30 protein-coding genes are annotated in these 21,739 nt (G+C 58.4%); 12 read left to right on the forward strand and 18 right to left on the reverse strand.

What is annotated here, in order from left to right; translation table 11 throughout:
• Window positions 1–425 precede the first annotated feature (425 nt).
• The 5 genes from PF66_RS30175 to PF66_RS32440 form a co-directional block, all read right to left on the reverse strand.
• Complete coding sequence (locus tag PF66_RS30175) at window positions 426–788, reverse strand: hypothetical protein (RefSeq protein WP_054064690.1); 363 nt, start codon at window positions 786–788, stop codon at window positions 426–428.
• The gene (locus tag PF66_RS30180) at window positions 781–2,997 is read right to left on the reverse strand and encodes a VapE domain-containing protein (protein WP_054064691.1); all 2,217 of its coding nucleotides are present in this window, start codon (window positions 2,995–2,997) and stop codon (window positions 781–783) included. The genes PF66_RS30175 and PF66_RS30180 overlap by 8 nt, the downstream gene beginning before the upstream one ends.
• Entirely contained in the window at window positions 2,987–3,214 is a 228-nt protein-coding gene (locus tag PF66_RS32435; protein ID WP_081009943.1) for a TraR/DksA C4-type zinc finger protein, read from the reverse strand. Before PF66_RS32435 ends, PF66_RS30180 begins: the two co-directional genes overlap by 11 nt.
• Window positions 3,207–3,725, reverse strand: coding sequence for a phage regulatory CII family protein (locus tag PF66_RS30185; RefSeq protein ID WP_054064692.1), 519 nt, complete (start codon window positions 3,723–3,725; stop codon window positions 3,207–3,209). Before PF66_RS30185 ends, PF66_RS32435 begins: the two co-directional genes overlap by 8 nt.
• A gap of 327 nt (window positions 3,726–4,052) precedes the next feature.
• Window positions 4,053–4,337 (reverse strand): YdaS family helix-turn-helix protein, encoded by a 285-nt coding sequence (locus PF66_RS32440; RefSeq protein WP_425357926.1) that lies wholly within the window; start codon window positions 4,335–4,337, stop codon window positions 4,053–4,055.
• 103 nt (window positions 4,338–4,440) lie between these two features.
• On the opposite strand from PF66_RS32440, the gene PF66_RS30190 reads away from it, so the two are divergent.
• The 11 genes from PF66_RS30190 to PF66_RS30240 all read left to right on the forward strand — a co-directional run bounded on the left by PF66_RS30190 (window position 4,441) and on the right by PF66_RS30240 (window position 11,025).
• Entirely contained in the window at window positions 4,441–5,199 is a 759-nt protein-coding gene (locus PF66_RS30190) for an XRE family transcriptional regulator (RefSeq protein ID WP_054064693.1), read from the forward strand.
• A 677-nt stretch (window positions 5,200–5,876) separates the two neighbouring features.
• Window positions 5,877–6,455: a hypothetical protein gene (locus PF66_RS30200; RefSeq protein ID WP_054064695.1), complete on the forward strand. Its 579-nt coding sequence runs from the start codon at window positions 5,877–5,879 to the stop codon at window positions 6,453–6,455.
• 10 nt (window positions 6,456–6,465) lie between these two features.
• A complete protein-coding gene (locus PF66_RS30205; RefSeq protein ID WP_054064758.1) occupies window positions 6,466–6,750 on the forward strand; it encodes a phage antirepressor KilAC domain-containing protein in 285 nt (94 codons plus the stop codon).
• On the forward strand, window positions 6,737–6,898 hold the full coding sequence (locus tag PF66_RS32450; RefSeq protein ID WP_162491359.1) for a hypothetical protein: 162 nt from the start codon (window positions 6,737–6,739) through the stop codon (window positions 6,896–6,898). Before PF66_RS30205 ends, PF66_RS32450 begins: the two co-directional genes overlap by 14 nt.
• A complete protein-coding gene (locus PF66_RS30210; protein ID WP_054064696.1) occupies window positions 6,895–7,221 on the forward strand; it encodes a pyocin activator PrtN family protein in 327 nt (108 codons plus the stop codon). The genes PF66_RS32450 and PF66_RS30210 overlap by 4 nt, the downstream gene beginning before the upstream one ends.
• Window positions 7,222–7,268: 47 nt before the next feature.
• On the forward strand, window positions 7,269–7,697 hold the full coding sequence (locus tag PF66_RS30215; protein ID WP_054064697.1) for a hypothetical protein: 429 nt from the start codon (window positions 7,269–7,271) through the stop codon (window positions 7,695–7,697).
• Window positions 7,694–7,915 (forward strand): hypothetical protein, encoded by a 222-nt coding sequence (locus PF66_RS30220; protein WP_054064698.1) that lies wholly within the window; start codon window positions 7,694–7,696, stop codon window positions 7,913–7,915. Before PF66_RS30215 ends, PF66_RS30220 begins: the two co-directional genes overlap by 4 nt.
• Window positions 7,915–8,127, forward strand: coding sequence for a hypothetical protein (locus tag PF66_RS30225; protein WP_054064699.1), 213 nt, complete (start codon window positions 7,915–7,917; stop codon window positions 8,125–8,127). The genes PF66_RS30220 and PF66_RS30225 overlap by 1 nt, the downstream gene beginning before the upstream one ends.
• Window positions 8,124–8,927: a hypothetical protein gene (locus PF66_RS33250; RefSeq protein WP_193394243.1), complete on the forward strand. Its 804-nt coding sequence runs from the start codon at window positions 8,124–8,126 to the stop codon at window positions 8,925–8,927. The genes PF66_RS30225 and PF66_RS33250 overlap by 4 nt, the downstream gene beginning before the upstream one ends.
• Window positions 8,924–10,753 (forward strand): DNA cytosine methyltransferase, encoded by a 1,830-nt coding sequence (locus PF66_RS30235; RefSeq protein WP_054064700.1) that lies wholly within the window; start codon window positions 8,924–8,926, stop codon window positions 10,751–10,753. The genes PF66_RS33250 and PF66_RS30235 overlap by 4 nt, the downstream gene beginning before the upstream one ends.
• A complete protein-coding gene (locus PF66_RS30240; RefSeq protein WP_054064701.1) occupies window positions 10,750–11,025 on the forward strand; it encodes a pyocin activator PrtN family protein in 276 nt (91 codons plus the stop codon). Before PF66_RS30235 ends, PF66_RS30240 begins: the two co-directional genes overlap by 4 nt.
• On the opposite strand, the gene PF66_RS30245 is transcribed toward PF66_RS30240, so the two are convergent.
• Entirely contained in the window at window positions 11,022–12,146 is a 1,125-nt protein-coding gene (locus PF66_RS30245) for a site-specific integrase (protein WP_054064702.1), read from the reverse strand. The two genes, PF66_RS30240 and PF66_RS30245, sit on opposite strands and share 4 nt — an antisense overlap.
• Before the next feature lie 430 nt (window positions 12,147–12,576).
• Here PF66_RS30245 and PF66_RS30250 point away from each other — a divergent pair, with 430 nt between their 5' ends.
• Window positions 12,577–12,912 carry a hypothetical protein gene (locus PF66_RS30250; RefSeq protein WP_054064703.1) on the forward strand — a complete coding sequence of 112 codons (336 nt, stop codon included), beginning with the start codon at window positions 12,577–12,579 and terminating at the stop codon, window positions 12,910–12,912.
• Here PF66_RS30250 and PF66_RS30255 read toward each other — a convergent pair whose 3' ends face one another.
• The 12 genes from PF66_RS30255 to PF66_RS33080 all read right to left on the reverse strand — a co-directional run bounded on the left by PF66_RS30255 (window position 12,913) and on the right by PF66_RS33080 (window position 21,676).
• Entirely contained in the window at window positions 12,913–13,425 is a 513-nt protein-coding gene (locus PF66_RS30255; RefSeq protein WP_054064704.1) for a DUF2514 family protein, read from the reverse strand.
• A complete protein-coding gene (locus PF66_RS30260; protein ID WP_054064705.1) occupies window positions 13,422–13,955 on the reverse strand; it encodes a glycoside hydrolase family 19 protein in 534 nt (177 codons plus the stop codon). The genes PF66_RS30255 and PF66_RS30260 overlap by 4 nt, the downstream gene beginning before the upstream one ends.
• 2 nt (window positions 13,956–13,957) lie before the next feature.
• Window positions 13,958–14,674, reverse strand: coding sequence for a hypothetical protein (locus PF66_RS30265; protein ID WP_054064706.1), 717 nt, complete (start codon window positions 14,672–14,674; stop codon window positions 13,958–13,960).
• Window positions 14,671–15,033 (reverse strand): tail fiber assembly protein, encoded by a 363-nt coding sequence (locus PF66_RS33720; RefSeq protein WP_081009945.1) that lies wholly within the window; start codon window positions 15,031–15,033, stop codon window positions 14,671–14,673. The genes PF66_RS30265 and PF66_RS33720 overlap by 4 nt, the downstream gene beginning before the upstream one ends.
• Complete coding sequence (locus PF66_RS30270) at window positions 15,030–16,691, reverse strand: hypothetical protein (protein WP_152973114.1); 1,662 nt, start codon at window positions 16,689–16,691, stop codon at window positions 15,030–15,032. Before PF66_RS30270 ends, PF66_RS33720 begins: the two co-directional genes overlap by 4 nt.
• Before the next feature lie 121 nt (window positions 16,692–16,812).
• A complete protein-coding gene (locus PF66_RS30275; RefSeq protein ID WP_054064708.1) occupies window positions 16,813–17,490 on the reverse strand; it encodes a DUF2612 domain-containing protein in 678 nt (225 codons plus the stop codon).
• A gap of 2 nt (window positions 17,491–17,492) precedes the next feature.
• A complete protein-coding gene (locus PF66_RS30280) occupies window positions 17,493–18,710 on the reverse strand; it encodes a baseplate J/gp47 family protein (RefSeq protein ID WP_054064709.1) in 1,218 nt (405 codons plus the stop codon).
• Window positions 18,707–19,063 carry a hypothetical protein gene (locus PF66_RS30285; protein ID WP_054064710.1) on the reverse strand — a complete coding sequence of 119 codons (357 nt, stop codon included), beginning with the start codon at window positions 19,061–19,063 and terminating at the stop codon, window positions 18,707–18,709. The genes PF66_RS30280 and PF66_RS30285 overlap by 4 nt, the downstream gene beginning before the upstream one ends.
• A gap of 380 nt (window positions 19,064–19,443) precedes the next feature.
• A complete protein-coding gene (locus PF66_RS30290) occupies window positions 19,444–19,902 on the reverse strand; it encodes a hypothetical protein (RefSeq protein ID WP_054064711.1) in 459 nt (152 codons plus the stop codon).
• Window positions 19,895–20,470: a hypothetical protein gene (locus PF66_RS30295; RefSeq protein ID WP_054064712.1), complete on the reverse strand. Its 576-nt coding sequence runs from the start codon at window positions 20,468–20,470 to the stop codon at window positions 19,895–19,897. Before PF66_RS30295 ends, PF66_RS30290 begins: the two co-directional genes overlap by 8 nt.
• Window positions 20,467–21,531 carry a phage antirepressor N-terminal domain-containing protein gene (locus tag PF66_RS30300; protein WP_081009946.1) on the reverse strand — a complete coding sequence of 355 codons (1,065 nt, stop codon included), beginning with the start codon at window positions 21,529–21,531 and terminating at the stop codon, window positions 20,467–20,469. The genes PF66_RS30295 and PF66_RS30300 overlap by 4 nt, the downstream gene beginning before the upstream one ends.
• Window positions 21,509–21,676, reverse strand: coding sequence for a hypothetical protein (locus PF66_RS33080; RefSeq protein WP_160320675.1), 168 nt, complete (start codon window positions 21,674–21,676; stop codon window positions 21,509–21,511). Before PF66_RS33080 ends, PF66_RS30300 begins: the two co-directional genes overlap by 23 nt.
• Window positions 21,677–21,739 lie beyond the last annotated feature (63 nt).

The raw sequence follows: 21,739 nt of genomic DNA on the forward strand, positions 1-21,739 counted from the left end.
ACTACTTTTTACAGGTCGATTCCGGTGGCAGCAACCCCGTTTTAATGCCACCCGGTGAATGTCTGGTGAACGTCCCGGCAATGTCGGTGAATATCTCAATTCCGGCTTCCAGCGCCTGCGGCGCTGTCCATGCTGCCTAACCTGTTCCTGTCGAAGTAGGACAGCTACAGGCGCCTAAATACGGGGCTTCGCCCAACTGTCCTACCTTATTTATCCTTTTCTCGCGTAAAGAGGAAAACTTTAAAACACGCGTGCGCGCGACTGCGCGTATGCATCTGCGCTGCGCTCATGTGTGCGTGACACGCAGGAAGGTTGGACAGTAGGACGGGCCAGAAACAGCGCGGCCCGCGCCAGTCCTGCTGCATTGAATTGCAGTTGGACAGGTCGGGCCAGTAGGACAGTGGCAGCCGGAGCGCAGGTGCTGATCAAGCAGCCACCTGCCCGTGCAGTTTCGCCCAGATGAGCAGGTGCGCATCATGCAAACGATCATAGTAAGTGTCGCGGCCGCAGCCGCAATGGGCGTAGCGAAGCCGCATGTCTGCCTCGAAGTTGCAGTAGTGCTCGTACACAACTGTCACCAGGTGCTGGGGCAAGTGCTTGGTCACGATCAGTTCAACATCCAGCGAGCCCTCCAACGGGGCCCGGAAAGCCCGGCGCCCTCGGATCAGTTGACCGTTGCTCTCCATCATCATCGCGACCATGTTGCCGCCGGCCAGCCCGCCCTTGGAGAACTCGCTGTGCAGCTCCTGCGCCCATGCCCGCAGCAGCGCGTCGATCTCCCTAATCAAAGCAAGGCTCCTCGAATCGCTCGACAACCAACTGCGAGTTACGCCCCCAGCCGTCCGGCTTCTTGTAGGCCCATGGGCGAACGCCGCTCTTGGGCAGTGCTGCCTGACGAACCTTGCGCCATCCGAAACGGTGCATGATCGCCCCCACCCGCATCTGTTCGGGCTTGCCCCAATGGCCGAAGTCCAGCTTGAGGGCACCCTGCAGGATCTCACTGCCGGTGGTGGTTTCACCGACCTGCGACTCCTCGAGCCATTTCAGAATGGGCCCTTCCCACTCGTCGACCACGAACCGTTCTTCCTGAGCCTCGGCGAACAGCGGGGACTCATCACGATTGACCCACCAGACGTCGCCAGCCATGTAGCAATACATCGCCTCGGCCCACAGCTGGTCGCGGACCTCCCGCAACTGATCCAGATCGACCTTGGTACAGGCCACGGGCCAATAGCGCCGGTTGCCGGTAGCGTCCTTGAGGTACTCGTCTTGGTTGGTCGTACCCACGAAAACACACTGGCGTGGCACGTCCATCGTTCTGCGGCCATAGCTCTCGCGGTAGGTGTCGGTCGAGGCCGAGAAGAACTGCTTGGCCTTGGTCGATTCGGCCTTGTTGAAGCTGTCCAACTCCCCCAGCTCGACGATCCACTTGCCACGGATCGCCTGGAAACCGTCCTTGTCACCGAGAGCAAAGGGGGTATCCATGAACCACTCGCCGCCAAGCACCGACATTGCGGTCGACTTACCCGCGCCCTGGGCGCCTTCGAGGATCATCACGGAGTCGGCCTTGCAGCCGGGCTTCATGACGCGGCCGACTGCCGAGATCATCCAGCGTTTGCCGACCTTGGAGCTGTAGTCCGTGGGTGCCACACCCATGATGTCAGTCAACCAGGTGCTGAGACGCGGCACGCGGTCCCATTCCAGCTTATTGAGGTAGTCACGGACAGGGTGGAATTTGTGGTCATGGGCAACGACGCTGACAGCCTCGATCACGCTGCTGGCTTTTACGCGCAGGTTGTACTGCTGCGCGAGCCACTTCATCACCAGCATGTCGTCGATGTCGGCCCAATCGCCAGTGCCACCACCGTAAGGTGCCGCCCGCAGCTTCACGATCTTCGAACTGAACGAGCTGAAGCCGATCACACCGGCCCAGCGCTCGTCGTTGCCGAGGATCAGCTCGACGTTCTGCATGTGAGCGATCAGCATGCCGGTCTCGGTCCTGGCCAGCTGGTCTTTCCAGCCACCAGCTGCTGGTGGACGAACGACCGCAAGCACCTGGCGGCGGACAGCGTCCAGCCCTTCGGAGCAGTGCAGGTCGTTGAAGTCAGTCCACTTGTCCTCGCGATCGCCGGAGAACACCGGAGGCACCACCTGACCACCGACAACCGTAGCGGCGTTGTTGGCCTTCTCCTCGCCTGGGTTCCAGGGCTCGCCGTTGGGGCGCTTGGTCTTCCAGTCGTCATCGCGACAAATGATGATTGGGCGGCCTGGCCTGCGCTCACGCATAGCCTTGCAAACAGCCATGAGGTTTCCCGCATCAAAGGCAATGGCGACCGTCAAGGAGGTCGCCATATGCAGGCTCGCGCCGGTCGCATAGCCTTCACACACAAGTATCGGCTCGCCAGGGTTTGGGTCCGGGCCTATAAGGTGGAAAGCCCCCTCCTTTGACATGCCGGCCGGCCAGTAGGACTTATCCCGCCCGGTGCTTTCCTGTTTCTCGGGGTAAATCACCTGCAGGCCGACGATCTGGTCGCGGGCGTTGCACATCGGAACCAGCACCGCCCCCGAACGTGGTGCATAGCGAACACGAAAACCGACGATTTGCTTCCGATCAAGATAAGCACTGCGCCCATTCTCAGGCATACGCTTGAACATACCAGCAGCACGGCTAGCCGCTCGGCGCGCCGCGTTGGCCGCTACCTCAGCCGCCTTGCGCTTGGCCTCCTCCTGACGGGCGCGCAAGACCTCTCGGTCCTCGGCGCTCATCTTGCCGGCCTTGACCTTGATCTTCTGCGTCTCACCCGAGCGCCAGTCACCGAAGCTGCCGAAGATTAGCGTCTCGCCCTTCTCCGTGCGGTGCTCATGCACCACGTACCAGCCGTTCTTTTCCGTGCCCTTGTCAGCACCAGACTTGCAGCGGGTCAGCTTGCCGAACACCAGGGGCAACTTGGGGTCCAGACCGTAGTCGGAAAACTGGTTCAGAACCTCATCGAGCATGGCGGGCCTCATTCAGCTCGTTGACGCCCTGGCAGATCACGCAGAAGGTGCAGCCACGAATAGCAAGGCGACGGGCCTCAGGGATCGGATCGTCGCAGCACTCACAGAACATGAAGGAATGAGCCGCTAAAACGGGTGCCTTAGCGCGGCGATCGGCAAGCGCACGGTCCAGCCCCTCCTGCACCAGATCGTTTGCGAAGTCAGCAATATCAACCACGGGTCACCCCACGCGTCGTCTGGTTCACGTAGGAAGCACGGTTGAAAAGCCCGAGCAGGTTCTGAATGCCACGAAACACCTGTAGGCGGATCTCGGCCAGTTCCTGATCGCTGACCACACCATCGCCAATGCTCTTGGCCCAGGTGTCGGCGAGATCGGCGACATGACGGAAGTAGGTAGCAATGCCGGTGGTCAACGTCTCGGGCATATCACCCGTGTACGTATCGGAAAGGTCTTGCCAGATAGTGTCACCGACCAAAGCATGCACCGCGTCGAGGATGCGACTGTCCTTGGTCAGCTCGAGGATCTCGCCGAACTCTTGAATGTTGACTGAGTGGCTTGGATGGGTCGGAGACAGCTTGTGCTGCAGGGTAGTCGCGTTGCGGCCGGTGGTTGCAGCAATTGCAGCGGCGCCGCCGGGGTACTCCCGAACGGCATGGTAAAGCGCGAGGTCGAGCGGCAAGACTTCCCGCTTGGCTCGGTCAACGCAACTGAGAGCAATACGGCTCATGGCATTAATCCTTGTAAGTTGCCAGTGCCGCGCGACATGTAGTGGTGATACATTTGCCGCGTGGCTTGAAAGGGCCCAAAAGCCGGCCAGATCCGCAAGATCAAAACCGGCACAGTGCCGAGGCAAGCGATCCGTCGCTCACCCCTGGCGCAACAGCTGCCCGATCTGTGGTGGAGAGAGCAGCAACCCAAGGCATCCGTGCCTTGAAAGCGCAGTTAAAAGGAGGCGGTTTGCATGTGGTGTGCCTGCCTACCTTTTTCTGCGACCCGACAGCGCTGTGGTGGTGCGTGTCGGGAGGAACTGGGCGGCCCTTGGGTCGCCTTTTTTCTAAGCGGCCGAAGCTGCGTCTATTGGCACAGGGAAAATATCTGGAAGATCAGGCCGCAACTCATGTGGACGGACAGCCCCGGCAGTGGCTCGGGAAACAGCCAAGACCCGCTCGGTTGGAACACGCCCCGCCTTGAGCCACTTCCAGACGTGCGGCTGCTTTACACCACAGCGACGAGCCAGCTCCGACTGATTGTTACCACAAGCAAGCAACGCCCGATTAAGAGCCAGAAGCGATAAAGGTCTACATTCAGTGCCGGTTTCCGATGCGTGTACGGTTTTCAAAATGACTCCTCCTTAATGTCGGTGCCAAATTACAACCTAAGGAATAACATGTCAACACCCTAGGTTGTTGGACAATCTATAACCTTGGTTTTAGCATGCTCCTATGAACTACCTTGACTCCACAGCGCTTCCCGAACTCTCCGACCGACTGACCTATGCCATGGAGCAACGTAAGATGGTGCAGGACCGGCTGGCGGCTGCCGCCGGGTGCACGCAGACCACTGTCCAGAAGCTTACATCTGGTAAAAGCAAAAAAAGTCGATTTATCGCGGCGATTGCCAGAGCGTTACAAGTAGATGTTGACTGGCTTGAGCTGGGAACATTACCGACTGCAGCATCTAAAAAAACAGTTGATGGATCACCAATTGTTTTGGGTGAGCTTTCAACGTGGGACGACTCAACACCGCTTGACGAAGACGAAGTTGCCCTACCGCTCTACAAGGAAGTCGAAATTGCATCCGGAATTGGGCGTTCTACAGTGCAAATAGATGACGGTCGAAAAGTCCGCTTCTCAAGCTACACACTAAGAAAAGCAGGCATCGATCCTCGAAATGCGGCGTGTGCGACCAACAGCGGAAACTCTAATCATCCCCTGATCCTGGATAAGGCCACCATAGGGATCGACAAGGGAATGACGCGAATCATCGACGGCCAACTCTATGCGCTCGACCATGACGGCCTGCTGCGCGTGAAGTTCCTGTATCGTCTGCCAGGTGGAGCAATCAAGCTTCGCAGCTTCAACCGTGACGAGTACCAAGACGAAGAGTACAACTTCGACCAAGTTATGGAACAACGAATCCAGATCATTGGCAGGGTTTTCTGGTGGTCAACACTAAACCCTGCAAATTCCTCGCTACTTTAACCACCAAGATAAGTAAAGGATTACTCATGCAAGCCAAAACCCTGAAATCCTTAATCGCAGATCACGACGTATCCTTCGACGCAAACACTATATTGAATGCTCTCATAAAATCGGGCCATGCTGAGAATTTTGAGTATGCGAGCACTACGGGTAGCGGCCAGATGAAATCTTTCAAGCGATTGACAGAACCAGGCATGCAGTTCGGCACAAACAAATCGACAATGCACCCACTTAAAACTGAGCCTCGATTCTACGAGGAGACCTTCCCAGGGCTCCTGGAAATCGTGGTCACACAGCTCCATCGTGAGGTCGCGTCACTCTAGCCCAGAGACTGCCCCCACAAATTACACCCTAGGTTGTTGCCACAAATTAAAACCTAGGTTATTTTCGCCTCACTCTTCCACCACAGAGCGAGGCGTCACCATGCACATCACTGCAACACTCCATACCCTTCCGACAGGATCTGCCACCGCAGACCATCGCTTCCTGGGTAAATCGAACGGCGCAAGCAGCGTCATTGCCACAGTACACGCCCACCCGGCTTGCAAACCCATCCGCGTATTCGAGGTTCGTCACCTAGCCCGCGAGCACGGCTGTACCTTCATCGCCAGCAAACACAAGCGCCCGACCCGTTCGGTGCATGCTCCGTTCGACCCCAACGACGGAGGCCGTGCAGCATGAAGTTCAAACTGAACAACCGCACGCTGTCCTTGCTGAAGGCCCAGTCATGCCTGACCGAGACATTCACTCACACGCTCAGGTCTGAGCCGAAACGCCAAGTGGTGTCGTTCCGCCTCGCCGTTGAACACAACGAGGCCAACACCACTTTCGGCGTCATGCTCGGCAGCGAACATCACACGCTGACCCTGCCCAACAGCCCGAAGATGCACCTCAAGCTGGCCGACTTCATTGAAGAGATCGTCAACGGCCCGACCGAGACTGTCACGCCGGCCGAGCTGCCCCACGCGGAACGCGAATACGGCAACTTTGAGATCGAACACAAGCAACAGGTGTTCGAACTGATCAGCCGCGGCGGATCGGCGAGCCTCGACCTCGGCTTCGCACTGCCGATCAACGTCGCCGTACACCGCAACCAGACCCGTACCGGCGTCACCACGATCATGAGCATCGGCAACTCGCGCCCGCGCACCAAGTGCTTCACGGTTTGCGGTAGCGACATCGAGATCTACAAGCGCCTGATCCAATCCCTCGACCACCTCGCCGCCGCCGCTACGCCGGCCGCGCATGCGGCTTAAGGGGGACGACATGGACCGCGACCTCCAGAAAACCGCAAGGTACTTCGGCACTACCCGTCCAAAGCTGATCGAGCTGATGCGCGAGAAAGGCCTGCTCACAGAGAAGAACCTGCCGGCCTTCCCCGTCCGCGACCGCGAGTATCTGCGCGTCAAGGACAGCAGTTGGTACCACGACACCTTTGGCATGCAGTACAGCCAGTCCACCCGGGTCCGGCAAGCCGGCATCCCGTGGCTGGCCAAGCAGCTTGGCCTCGAACTCCCTGCCGTCCCGGCAGATCGCCGTGACGTGGCCTAGGGAGTATGCCCGCCAGATCGTAGCCCTTCCGACACGCGAGCAGCGCAACGCCGCACTGCTCGACGTGCCGGAACATCTGCGCGAGCTGACCAAGCGCCACTGCCTGAACTACTGGAACCACCCCAAAAGGAAGCAGAGCAGCACATGAAGGAAACCAACCAATCCCCGCTTCGGCTCATGCCGGCACCGGAGACGGCCACCGTCGAGCTGCTCTACCGCACCTTCGGCGACGTGCTGATCCCGCTGGAAAAGCTGCGCGTGCAGTATTTCCGCAACCTGAACGAGCAGACATTCGCCGCCGAGATCCAGAACGGCCGGATTCAATTGCCCGTCACCACCCTGGACAACAGCCGCAAGGCGCCGAAGTTCGTGCACATCAAGCACGTCGCAGCCCTGATCGACATCCGCGCATACAAGGCCGACGAGGACCAGGCACAACAGAGAACCGAAGCACCCGAGCAAGACCTGTAACCCAACGGCGGCCACCACCCGCCAGCAAACTACCAGGAGCACACCACATGACTACCACGCAGATCTGCGCACTGATCATCGCCATCCTGTTCATCGGCCTGACCTACTGGGCCGGCTATCGGAGCGGCCTGCTCGACGGCCGCGCAGCAGGGCAAATCGAAGGTATCGACGAAGGTAGAGCCATTCAACGGTCCGATACATCGGGGTTGATTCGCGACCTGAAACTGCTACGCGAACAAGCCCAGCAGAACTACGACAAACTGTACACCCACTATCAGCGCGCTCTGCAGGCGTCGAAGCTCGGCGCCGACGACCGCACCACCCTACTCGCCACGGCCAAGCAGCTACAGCTCGCGGCTGACACCTTCCTCGCACTGAAGGCCCCGACCAAGGCCTCAACGGCTCGGGCACTACGAACCAAGATCCTGGCGATGGCAGAGCTACTGGAGCAGGCCCAGCAGGAGACTGCAGCATGAAGCGGCCCATCCCACTGCTGCGACTCACCCCAGAGGCTGCCGGCCAACTGCAACAGCAGCACGACAAGGCCACCACCGAGCTGGCCGCGCTGCTCCGCCACAACAAGGAATTCGACCGCCAGCTCAAGGAGCTGATCGGCCCGGACGCCCTGCGCCGACTGCACAAGGCAACCGAGAACGCCCTGCTGCTGGTCGACCTGAAGAAGAGGGCCGCCTGATGTCGCGAATCCTAAAGCACCCCGACCAGGTGGCACTGGCAACGGAACACCGCGACCTGCTGCCACCTGAGACGGCCATTAGCGATGCCTTGAGCAACATCGAGCCCCCGGCCGAGCGGATCCGCCCGTGGTCGGCCACCGAAGCCCGGCTCACGTTTCACCAGCGCCTGATGGATCAACTCGCTATCGAACACCGGAGGAAAGCGGCATGACGCACGCACAGGACATCACACAAGCCCAGGCCGCTTTGCTCCGCAACGAAAGCGGGATCGCCACGCCTGTAACAGACTGCGGCTGCGAAGCAGCCAGCATTATTGCCCCTCTCAGCACCACCACCGAGGGTCTTGTACCCCACGAAAAGCTGCGCGAGGCAGCCATACCCGAAGCATCGCTGATAGCTCTGAATCGCCCGCCCGCGCAGCCTGCCAAGGGGTATACGCACCTACCCCTCTTCGCACCTACAGCACAAGAACAGTCCGTGCTCAGGGTGCCATACGAACTACTGGATCGGGCCCTTGATGCCGCAGCTGCAGTTGGCATGCAGGACGTAGCGGATGAACTGGAACGCATCCTGACGCAACACGACCAAAGCCCCGCAGAGGCTAAGGGAATCAACGTTAATCGGTACATAGCATCCGACCAGGGCATGGAAGAGCATGAACTGGGCGAGTGGGTCACTCACGGTGCATTCGACCACGTTCGGAGCCAACTGGAGGGGCGGATCGCCGAACTGGAGATCAGCAAGCAAAACCAGCAGCCCGACTGCCTTCAGGCCTCATCGCTGCGAGAAGCAATGGAGAACACGGCGGCCAGTGGCAAGCGATGCGCACTGACGATCGACGACACGCTACTGCAGGTGAGCTACCACGGGGTCAAGTGGTATCACGACCTGATTACCCCGGGTCAGAGCCGTCTGCGGCTGACCACCGAGGAATTCGACCAGGTCCTGACCAGGGCCCTGGGCATCGAGGCCACCCAGTGTGTCGCCAAGGCCAAGGTGGTGACCCCATGACCGCCTTCCGCAAGCACAACCTCGCCGAGGCAGTCTATTACGGGCAACTGTCCCTCAACCTCCGGCCATATTTGAACATCGACCTGTTCGCCGGCGGCGGCGGCGGCGCCTCCACAGCAATGGAGCAGGCAACAGGCGAGCACGTTGACATCGCCGTCAATCATGATGACGACGCCGTCAGCATGCACATTACCAACCATCGCCAGGCGACCCACTACCGAGAGGACATCCGGAAAGTCCAGCCACTCGAGGCTACCAAGGGCCTCCCCGTGGGGCGCCTGCATGCAAGCCCCGAGTGCACCCACCACAGCCAAGCAGCCGGAGGCCAACCACGCAGCAAAGAAAGCCGCGCCCTCTCATGGATGGTCATCAAGTGGGTCGGCCAGACCCGCCCACTGATGCTCACAATGGAGAACGTGATGCAGATCCTCCAATGGTGTCCACTGGTCGCCAAACGCTGCACGAAAACCGGCCGAGTGATCACCCTTGACGTGGTGCCACACCCCATCACCGGGAAGCCCTTGAACCGCGTTGCCGAGCCAGGTGAGCGCGTGCCTGTCCAGCGCCAGTACCTGGTGCCCGACCCCAAGCGGAAAGGCCGGACATGGGCACGCTTCCTACACCTCCTGCGCGACCTCGGCTACGAGTACCACTATGACAAACTCGTTGCCGCCGACTTCGGTGCAGCCACCACACGGGAGCGCCTGTTCTTCATCGCCCGACGCGATGGGGTCAAGCTGAACTGGCCGGTAGCCACCCATGCCAAAGTACCAGGCCCTGGCCAGCTACCGTGGCAACCGATCGCGAGTTGCATCGACTGGAGCCTGCCCTGCCCGTCCATCTTCCTCGACGCTGCAGAAGGCAAAGCCGCCAAGGTACGGCGCCCGCTGAAACCCAAGACCATGGAGCGGGTACGCAAAGGCATTCGTCGCTACCTGCTGGATCACCCGAACCCTTTTATCGTCAGCGTCAACCACGGCGGCAGCGACTTCAGAGGGCAATCAACGATAACACCTGCCGCGACAATCACGGGCGGTCACGGCTTCGCACTGGCGCAACCAGTCGTCGCCCCCTTCATCACCGAGCATGCCAACTCCAGCAATCAACGAAACATGCCGGCGGACGAGCCGGGCCGGACGATCTGTAGCGAGGTGAAAGGCGGACATTTTGCCGTTGTGGCTGCAACCATGGTGAGTGCCGGCGGCGTCGAGCATGCCGAGAACCAGACCGTTGCCTACATTGCCCAGCATAATGGGGGTTACAACCAAACAGCCGGCCGGCACCCAACCGAGCCATCGACTGCACTGACTACGACCGGCAGCCAGCAGAACGTCGTCACCGCGAGCCTAGTAACCCTGCGAAACAACAGCGTCGGCGAAGATCTGCGCGACCAAGCCCCAGCAATCACTGCCGGCGGAACGCACTTAGCGGTCGTGGAGTGCACCTTGTCTCCAGAGCACCAGGTGGGAGCCGAACGTGTGGCAGCGTTCCTGATGGGCTACTACGGCAGCGACAACACCTACGACGCCCGGGATCCGGCAGCCACCATCACCACCAGGGACCGTCTGGCTCTGGTGACAGTGACCATCAAAGGCAACCCGTACGTGATCGTCGACATCGGCATGCGGATGCTGACACCGCGCGAACTGTACCTGATCCAGGGCTTCCCGCCTGACTATCAGATCGACTTCGGGCACGACGGCCGGCGGTTCTCCAACAAGGCCAAAGTCAGGATGTGCGGCAACTCGGTATCACCGATGCCCTATCGAGCGCTACTCGAGGCTAACCCACTATTCCCCGAAGCAGAAATGCGGGAGGCAGCATGAACACGGCCTTCATACTAATGGCCCAGTACGACGGCCAAGCCATCATTCCTTTGGAGCGGATCTGCAAGGATTACTTCACTCACCTCACGCCAGACATGTTTCAGCGGAAGGTAATGAACGGACAAATCAAAATACCAATTACGCGGCTAGAGCCAAGCCAGAAAAGTGCTAGGGGCGTTCATCTCTCAGACCTGGCTCAATATCTAGATCAACAACGGGAAGCCGCTCGCAAAGAGTGCGCACAGTTAAACAACTTCCTCCGAGCAAGCTAACTATGTACCCGGGCGCCAAGAGCTACTGGCGCTCGGACTATCTGCTCCAACCACTTCCAACCGATGTATCGGTCCCCACGACCACGCAAATGGGTATAACGTCGCAACGAGTTCCAATCCCGATGGCCAGACACACTTGAAACCCTCGGAATATCCCAGTCCATTTCAAACAGTCGGCTCACCCCTTCATGACGCAAATCATGAAAGTGCAGATCCCCGATTCCAACCATCTTGCATGCCTTGGACCAAGCAGTGCCGATTGAGTCCGTATTGTAGGGGAAGATCTCGGGGCACTCTCGCGGCATGCTCTGCACAATCTGCCAGGCCTCGTCCGGAAGATGGCACCAGACATCATTTCCGATCTTCTGCCCGGGGTTCTTCATGTCCCGCACTTTTACCGCCTGCCGGTGTTCGTCCAGATCATCCCAGACTATGCGAGTGATCTCGTCCATACGCCGAGTAGAGAAGATCGCAAACGCCATGACCTTGGGCATGTGAATCGCGGTAGGTCGGCGCTTTAATACATCGAAGAAGTGCTCCAGCACCTTGTTAAGCTCATCTAGCGTAGGGCGCCGATCTCGCTCGCGGCTCCTCATGTTGTAGCCGAACCGCTTCAGCACGAGACGAGCATCAGGCATCGCCTGCGGATCGATCTCATACCCCCAAGCAGCCCGAGCCAGGGACAATACCGAGCCCAGGTGAGCCATGTCATTGCCAGCTGTCTGAGGCTTGACCGAGCCGCCCTCGGGTCCCATGCGCCATAGCGCATAATCCACCAGTACTTGCTGTGTGATGCCGGAGTCGACCTGCTCACCCAGGTAGCTGTTCTTGATGGCGTTGAGCGTCCTCTGCTTGGTCTCTCCCAGCGGCCGAGCTTTCTCAGCCTCGATCAGATAGCGGTCGATCATCTGCTTGACCGTGTGACCCGTGCGGCTGGCCCGCTCGATTGCACCTGGCTCCGCCAACTCGGTTTCCCGTCGTTTTGCCCAGGCCTGAGCAGCCTGTTTGCGGGCGAAGGTTTGGCTCTCTTGGTAGACTGTAACCTTGTCGCGATTGATGCGGATCTGGACGAGGTAGCTCAGGGTACCGTCGGCCTTTTTGCGTGTTCTGATTGTTGCCATGTTTGAATTGGTACACGTCCGTTGTCGATTGGTACATTGTACCAACCACTTGGTAAAAATGCCCCAAAACCCCCAAAAATCGGTAAGAAACACGTTGAACGAAAACACCGCAAAACCAAGCTCAAAGCCACATAACACAAGGCCTGAGCCCTCTCGCCGCTTCAGCGTTGCACCGATGATGGATCGGTTAGATAAAGTCAGAAAGTCTATATTTTTCAATAGCTTGATGACGCTTTAACTTTTGCTGTAGCAAAAATTAAGCAAATAGGTGGGAAAATTCTGACAGCACAGAGAATGGGCGTCCTACCTACTCTTCCCTCGGCGTCCTGCCGAACGAACACAATCCCTCATAGCACCTCGTCGGCTGGCACTCGCAGAATCGAAAGTCATCAAATACTGTATGCGCATCCAGTAAAAAGATGGCACCCCCATGACCGATACGCTAGAGGAAGACCTCGACTTCCTGGGTCTCCCCTCGCCCACAGAAATATGGAAGCAGCAAGCGGCCTTGCTTGAGCACGAAATCGCCGAGCTCAACACGCAACTGCGTGCCGCCCGCGAATCGATCTTCAAGCTGACACAGATGCTTCAGCAGGTAACCCAGGATCGCGAGAGCGCGCTTGCACGCCTGCGGGCCCAGGCGGCAATCGCCACAGAGTCACGGAATAAGGCAATCGACCTTGAGCATCGCTGCAAGTACCTGGAGCGGACGAACGAGGACCTGCGTCGGCAGATCCCCGTCGGACCAGCGCGCAACCTGCGCTGATCAGTTGCCCAACGCCCGATACGCAGCCTCGCAGCTCACGCCCCGGGCTCTGGCCTGGTCAGCAGTTGCTGCCAGCTTTCCCGCTGCTTCGTCAGCCAGCTTGAGCACGTCGGCAAGCACTCTTGCGGTGTGGGCAGCTGCCTTGCCTGCGGCGGCAGTGCAGGAATTGCCGCGGGCTTCACTGGCTGCGAGTCGGTCGGCAAGGCCGTCGGCGACATCGCGCAGCCGGCCAGACTCACGATTAGCAGCAGTGACAGCAGCATTTGCCGTGTCGACCAGGACCTGACCATTTTCCACCACCTTATTAATAGAAGCCTGGCGCGCCTGTTCCTTGGCTCGCTCGGTGCTCTCGTTGAGTTCCTTTGCCGCCAGATCGGCGGCGTCCCGGCTGTTCCAGCGGGCCTGCCAGCGCTCATCGGCCACGCTGCCACCGAAGTGATAGGCGCCGAACAGCGCGCCGGCCACGAGCAGCAGAACAGCAAGGTAGGGGGCAATCCGCTCGACCAGATTCATGGCAGCACCTTCAGCGCCAGGTCATACAGCGCTTGGCGATCGGCGGCGCCATTCTGACCGCCATTGATCCTGCTGGTGATCTTCGTGAACTGCCCGGCATCGGCCAGGGTGTTCAGTCCCTTGCTCGACCAGAACCATGCCGCCGACATGCAGGCATTCGCCGGCTGCTCCAACAATTCAGGCTGGGCGATCAGATCCAGGGCCAGGGCTTCACCGCATGCGGCATAGTTCGCTCGGCCAGTGATCTGAATCAGTCCCCGGCCGCGGTATTTCGAACCGTCTCCCGGCTGCGTGTTGCCCAGGTCCTGGCGCCCCTCATACCCAAGCTGAACGGCAGTCGGACCCCATATCTCGCGGACCCAGCGCAACTGGCCGGACTCGTGCCCGATCTGTGCGATGAATGCGGCGACCCGCAGGCGCCCGACTATTCCGTACTTGCCCATTGCTGTGTTGAGCGCAGGAACAAAAACGCCGGCTTTGGCGCCGGCGTTGGGGAGGATCTGCAAGAGCTGTTGTTGTGTGATCGGCATTGTCACCTCCCGATTACGAACAGTTGAACAACATCGCCGGCGACAGCATCCTCGAACGGTCCGGCTGACAGCAGCAGAGTCCCTCGGGAGCGCCGGCCAGTAACCGTCACACTGGTCTTCGTCGGATTTCCAGGAACAGCGGTGAATGACTGCTGCCCGACGAATCGAGTGAATGGGATTACGATTGGCGCCGTTGCGTATGTCTTGGCGAACGTCGCGGTTCCAGTGCCGCCGGCACCAAGCGTGACGCTCACGACCTCGAACTGGGTCGGGGCAGGGAGTGCTGCCAAGGCGTTATCAACTGCAGTCTTGGATTGTCCAGCGGCATTCGCGGACTGGAGGGCCTGCTGTGCGTAGTCGTGTGCCGAAAGAACTTCAGCGGCCATGACGTCGGCGATACTGCCGAGAGTTGCCTCTGCGTCATTCAGCCTGGCGGCCACTTGCCCCGGTAGCGTCGACGGATCAAGCTCAAGCAGTGTGTCCGAGTTCTTCAGCTTGCCTTCGTGATACACGACGTTGAATGGGGGGTCCGGGTATTTTTGCCATACAAATGTGCCGTCCGCCTGAACAATCCAAGCTCCGAATCTGTCAGGCCCAGTAGTCGGAGGCCATCCCGCCACCTCTACCTGACCTTCCGGAGGAACATAGTCCTCCTCGTAGTATGAGCAATAAAAATTCGCGGTCCCGACCGTTCCGAAACACCTATATATCAGACTCATTTCTCACCGCCTGGCGCTTCAGGCCACTCAACCGCAGATGGAAAACCTTCCTGCTCGGTAACTCGGTTCACGCTAACCCTGTACTGCTTCCAAAGCTTCAGTTCTGACTTTTCAGATTCAGTCGCATCACCCAAGTCAACGGCGTCCTGTAGCGGCGCGATTCGCAATGAAGCGATACCCAGGCGCGCATCACGCTCTGAAAGAACTCCGGCAGCGGTTGGTGGCGGAGAAATGATCGTTGGAACTTCGTCGCAATACACTTCGTCTTCGGTCAAGCCGGCCGGAAACTCTTCAGACCGCTTCTCCGGACCCGCTACGGCTCGATAACTTGAACGATCAATTTTCAGTGCGTAACTCATAAATTGTCCTCCCAGCCAGCACAGTAAACCCCCATTGATCCACCGCTTGACGTCTGAGTCCCCCAATAGATGTTTCCGGACTCAAGTGCCATCAGCGTCCTCGACGCAGTCAGAGACGTGTTATATGAGCCAGATGCAATCCCGACCGGGGCCGTCGCGGAAGGAGTAGTTGAGTACGAGTTGTTTGGCACAACATACGCCCACGCCAGCTGCGACGCCGCCGACTGCGATATCACACCCACGTCAATTGCGCCTGCTGTCGGTGGCACAAATGCAGCCACAGCGATTGCTGTCCATAGTGCGATAGGAGAGCTCGCATTCGCGATAACAGGGAGAGCAGTTACGTTTGTGCCAGATCCAACACGATATTGCGCACGCCGGCCAGACTGCAGGAAATTCAGCGGGTATCTGTTGGCGGTGCCGTCCGTGCGCACCCAGCCGACCCTGGCTTTGTGCGTCCAGCCTCCAGGAAGTGTCGGAGCTGTGGCGCTAAGCGAAAGCAATCCGGCAGCCCCATTGGTGCTGTTCCATACAACCCATACGCTGTACCAGGTGTTCGCGGCAACAGTCCCCGTGTCCAGGCCGCTGATTCCGCTGCTGGCAAGGCTCGGGTTAACCGCAACGTTTCGAACGGTTTGGTAAGTGTTTGAGGCGCTTTCAAGAACGATCTCGTCAGCAGTGATCGAAACGACCGCGCTGGTTCCAGTGGCTGAAACTGCAAGGTTCTTGAATGCCCCCTGAATCCCGACGAGGTTGTTCACCTGCCCAGGAAGTGGATCAAGCACAACCCAACTGGTGCCGTTGTACTCCACGTCCGTGAGCAGTCCGCTGGAGATGATCGCCGATACCAAAGCACCAGTTGAGTCGTACTGAACCAGGTTCTTCGCGCCGAGGCCGTTCACGTTCAGCGTGTTCGAACCGGTCGTCCCGGCTGCGTTGAAGCTGGCACGGAAGCGCTGGCCGGCGGCGAGCGCAGTGATTGCTGGCGACGGGTTCAGCGTGAAGGCCGGCGCAGTGCCGGCGGTCGTGAAAGCGGTCAGGCTCTGGGACTGGATCTGGCCGGCGTTCGGTGCGTGCTGACTCCTTGTTGCTGAGGCAACCTGCAGCGCACCACCAGTATTTTCAATGAGAACCCAGGACCCAGTACCGATCGAGCTGTTCCACTGAACCCAGACATCTCCATTGGGAGATATCTCGCCGCCCTGCAGGGAGGAATGCGCACCACCAACGATTGGCGCAGCAGTGATCCCGCTTGGGCTGAAAGTGCTGGCCCCCGTGTTGGCGTTCAAAGCCTTGAACTTGAGCGTCATGCCATCGCGAAGAGACACGACGGCCGGAGCAAAGGTCACTGCATAAGCATTGGCTGTCCCGATATCGACTCCGTAATCAGAGCCTTGAAAAGACAGTGCCGCCCAGCCAGCGCCACCTGTGTCCGGATTGGTGGTGTTGTTTTCGACTTGGCTCACCCAGTACCCATCGAACCCGGACCGAGCAAGAAGAGCACCCTTTGGGTAGCCTCCGATCGCCGAAGAGAACGTCGCATCATAGGGATACTGGCCGCCAGCGTTTCCCCAGCGAATCGCATTGGTGATCGCATTGAGGATGCCGTTGAAGTCCTGACCGGCCGGAGGAATGCCTCCGGACACAATGGGGGTCATCGTGAGCGGCGGAAACCCGGTGGTGTATGAGGCAAGGCCAGGCGTAGAGCTGGCGGTGACAGGGATTACGTTCTTCGTACCACTGTCTGCGAAAGGAACAGGCACGCGAGTTGGAAGTCCGCTAGTTTGCATTTTGAATTCCCGATGTGGAAAAGAAGACGCCCTGGCCAAAAGGCTGTAGACCAGCCTCGGCGAAACCAAAGGTGGTGGCAGGATCTACCTGCATGACAGAAACAAGTACGCCTGCAGATCGCGGTATGGCGCCTGAGTTGAGCATGATTGCCAGTTCGACTGGAGACAGGGTGAACTCGAAGACGTAACGGACCTGCATACCACCGGTATCAACGACATAGCATCGCCCCTCATCCGCGAACAGATATCGGAGCAGTGCGTTGAGTGATGGAGACGTGCAGTCGGTGATGTTGGCGAGCGCCTTCACCATGATCAGCTTGCGATAGGCATCATCGAGCAGCGTAAATGTCGAGGTGGCCAGCGGGCCGTTGTACATCGGCGCCTGGCCGAATGGTTGGGGGCCGGTCGAGGCAGTAACGGTGGTGAATGCTTCGTCAAATCCAAGGTAAGCCGGCGTTGTAGCGATCTGGAGTTCACGCTTAACGTTTACGATCCTCCCCCATATATCCAAGCCGACACCCTGGGCCTGACTGACGTCCCACACGGTTTTGTAGAAAGCGTCGATATCTGATGAAGGGTCAAGCCACTGATTGAAAAAGTCGATCAGGGCCATGATCGTTGGGCTGTTCGCAAACTGCGACAGCACCGTTTGCTTGTAGTTTTCCATGGCTACACCAGCGTCACAGTGATGTTTGAGGCATCAATCGTTGGCCGCTGGTCGATGCCCATGGTCACTGCCGTTCCAGTTCCTGGTGAGGTCAGCCCGAGTAGGATCGAGAGGATCTGCACGTTTGAGTTCGTGGCTGACACTCCGGCATAGAAGCGCCCCGCATAGATCGCCGATGCAATTCTGGCTCTGGCCCCGCCATCGGCACCGTTGAACGCATCAACAATGGCGTCCTTGACCAAAGTGATTATGTTCGCCGGGAGCGAAGGGCTGTTCACGAGCTGCACAGAGAAGAAAACCGGAGTCGGCGTGGGAGTTACCCATTTCACGGTGTACGTTGGACGAGGCGGCGAATATTTCATGTCCTGAACGGTCGCAGTCGTCGTGCCGTTGTAGTCACATCCGTTTGACTTCTTGCCCCAGATCGCCGCAGCGATATCGTCGGCGGCACCACCGGTGACAGCGATATAGACCGAGTGAGGGATGACCGGATAGCTGGTTGCGCCGGTATTGACTGTGGCTCCGGTGGGGTTGTCGATGACGTATGCGTCGATTACCCCAGATACCGCAAGGACTCGAGCATAGATCGACTGCACCGAGTTGACGGCATTAGCAGCAACCGACATCTTCCGGCGGTACTCGAAGTCTGCCCTGCTCTCCTCAAGCGCCCCCTCTACACCAGCTTGGGTGTTGCTGATGGTGTCCCACCCGACCACCTGCTGGTAGATCCGAGTTAGCGAGCCTATGGGACAGGCTATTGGGCCAACTATCTGGCACTGGAAGTCGATCATTACGGCGCCAGTGGCAGAGATAGTGCCGTCAGCCACGGATGCATAAATGCGCCCGTTCACGTCTTGGGCCAGTGACCCTGCTGGGATCACAGTGCCAATCAACCCTGTGCAGGTGGCGCTGACAACGGTGCCGGTTGCTGGGTTGCGGTCGATGAAGTAAATCCTGGCGATCGCGTCCTGCCAGCGGCCTTCCGCCTTGTCGGGGTCGACCAGGTTGATGACCTGAGCCACCTGGTCATTGCAGTTGCCAATGATGGCGGTCAGGCTTTGTGACAACTGCCCCTGCGGCGTCGTAAGGCCTGGGTTTACGCCACCGCCGAATGCGGTGTTGATGTCTGCCTGCACGCCGGCCAGGACCGCAGATTCATCCGGGATAGTCACCCCAGTCGCGTCAATGGTCAGCGAAGGAACGCTGGTTGCGATCGTCATTGAAAGGTAACTCCAGACTCGACCCCGGCGGTGTCGATGATTTTCATTTGGGCCGTCATGGCACGACCCTCAAAACTCACAAACACCACCTCGACGTTCGCCACGTTCGGCACAGTCATGGCGGCGTCGATCATCTTCTGGCGAAGGAACGAGGGTGACGGTGTCTGGCCCAGCACGTTCTCGAAGTACGGCAGCCCCAGGGACGTGTCGTACCAGCACTCAGCCAGGAACGTCCTGACGGCTGTCGACACGTCCTGGGCAATCGCATAGGGCTCATCGGCCAAGGCGATGTTCCCAGAGGCATCAAGGATCAAGTCCCAGGCCGTCTGGTCCAGTAGGAGGGTCTTTGGCATGGGTCGGCCTTTTTCTGGGCATAAAAAACCCCGCCGGAGCGGGGTTTCTTGGTTTAAAAAATTATCAGTCGGATTTCACAACATAGAGAGGATCCAACACTGCAATGCCCCCTCAATAGAAGGAGCATTACGCTGTTTTCAGCCCACACCGCACCTAGCCAAGCCGTACTCCGCCTAGCCCTGCCCGAGCATGCCCAGCCGGGTGGTGCTATGCACCGCAATGCCGACTGTTACCAATCGGCATTACGCTGTTTTCAGCCCATGCCAAGCCTCGCCACACCTAACCAAATCAAGCCGTACCCAACCATTCCCAACCTAGCCGAGCCTGGCAGTGCTTCCGCACCGAGATGCCCTTTCCAGCGAAAGGGCATGACGCTGCTTTAGCTAAGCTCCTTCTTGGTCATATTGCTCAGTGCAGCAATCTTCGCCACCGCGTCCAGGTTCTCGCGACGCTGATCAGAGGTCAGTTCTGCTATTCGCAGATTCCTGAGTTGGTCGCCACCATCACGGAAAGCCTTCCGGATTTTTCGGCCCATTTCACCAACTGCCACGCCTGTCTGTTCATGGGGAGGCACCCAGCGATAACCTTTGCCCCGAACGGACTGCAGACATACCTGATGCAGCTTGAGTAGATCAGACTTGAATGCCTCGACGTTGGCCAGCCACTCGAACTGCCGCTCGCGGAATTCTTCTACGGTGAGCGATTTCGAGTCTGCAATAGAGGGCATTCCGAAGCGCGCTTCCAACCACTGATGATCTACCAAGTCTCCATACTTGAACTGCCTGAGGAAGTCCTCAACGGCTTGCTTGTAGCCCGGGTACTTGGTTACTTCAGACATAGGCCACCTCGAAGCGACCGAAACGAGGACGGTACTCGCATACGCCGATCAGCTTGCCAGCATCTTCAATGGCCTTTCTCGCCTCTTCCACGTCCATAACGTCTGTGTTGATGGCTACCACCAACTCTGTCGCCCACTCGAGAAAGATCGGTCGATAGCGCATGATTTTCGCCTGCCCCACTTTGACGCCGCGACAGTCCACAAATCTCGGGTCTTCCCACAGATCCTCGGGAGTTTCCGGGCCTGAGAACAATAGCGGCGCACGGTCAGTCATTACTACGGCGCCGCGCTTCCAATGCGTACCCATCTTTTGAAGCTTGGCACCAGCCAGAAAGGTGGCATCGAAGTTGACGCCCGGAACGAAGAAGCCACACGACTCTTCGAAGTAAGCGCCTGCAATGAACTCAGAGCGAGCGATTGCCAGATGATCGTCGTCCGTTTTTTTGCGCTTCGAGGTCAGCTCCTTGTGCGCCTTAGTCGCCGGATTCAGAGGGTTGGCAAACTTATCGCTATGCATCATTAATGGCGATGCCCCGCTGATCTTTAGCGTCAAAATCTCCATGCTCATGCGGCACCCTCTTGTACGCCTACGGCAAATCGAATGCCCTTCCCTTCGCTGTTCTCGATCAGCTTCCGCAGGGTGTCGATGATGCAGCGGGCGTCCTTCAGGTGGAACTTCAGGGCGCTTACCTCGAAGCGGCATGCCTCAAGGTCGTGCCCCTGCTTCTCAAGCTCAGCGATTGCCTGGAACGTGGGTGACATCGACTCCGGACCGTAAAGCATGTCATATGCCAGCATCATGTTCCCGCGACCCTGGAAGTCGGTCATGCGGTTCTTGGTGTGAGGCTTTTCTTCCTCCAGCCAGCGCCTGGCAGGCCATTTGACCTTGCTGGTGGACTCTTCTTCCTTGCCAATCCATTCGCCTTCCAAAGCGTAGGCAGCGATGAAGTTGCGAGCGCTGTCGAGTTGGTCGGCAGGAATATCCTGCGCAGATACCACGCTGAAGGCTTTGTGGACCTGTGACCAGACGTGCATCTTTGCGCGCTGACGAGTCTTCGCTGGAAGCTGGCGAACTTTGCCGTCGAGCAGCGCACCGAGGCAGTGAAAACCGTCGGTTCCTATTGTCTGGCCGATCAACGTCATGCTCTGACCTTGAGGCCGGTGGTTCACTGCATGGCCTTCATTCCAGTAAGCCCATAGCACGTCATCGCATTCGTTCTGGAATGCCAGGACGTCATCACGAAGGTCTTTGCGGACCTTACTGGCATGAATGGACATCAACCACCCAGGAAGCTTTTTCAAGGGAAGGCAGGCCATTTCCCGATTTTTCCCGTCCTCCGCAACTATCACCATTATGGTGATAGTTGAAGCAAACCGGCCCTCCACCAACTTGCGGTGCTGAGTCTGCCAAGCGAGGCCCATACCCTCTACTATAGGTTTCATGGGCACGAACGGCTCACCATCCTGATCAACCAGCAGTAGCTTTGCCTGGCGGAACGGGATGACATTCGACACTGCTGTGCTATGATTCGTCATGACGCTGTTTTCCTGATCGTTGACTGCGTTGGATTCAAGGGCCCTGGTCGTTGGCGCGACCGGGGCTTTTTTATGCCCGCTGCTTTTGTTCATCCTGCATCTCCTGCTCCATCGTTCGCCTCAACAAGCGAGTAATCTCGCCGCTTGCGGTCCTGTCATTCACCGTAGAAGTCCTATCCAGCCATGCCTTGATGCTCTCTGGCAGGCTAATCAGAACCTTGACCTTTTTTTCCTTCATTGCGAAACCTCCACTTCGATATCCTTCCATATCTTTTTAGCTCTTACCAAATCTCTTGTCAAC

It is taken from the genome of Pseudomonas asplenii (genome assembly GCF_001293465.1).
In the GTDB taxonomy this organism is placed as follows: Bacteria; Pseudomonadota; Gammaproteobacteria; order Pseudomonadales; family Pseudomonadaceae; genus Aquipseudomonas; species Aquipseudomonas fuscovaginae_B.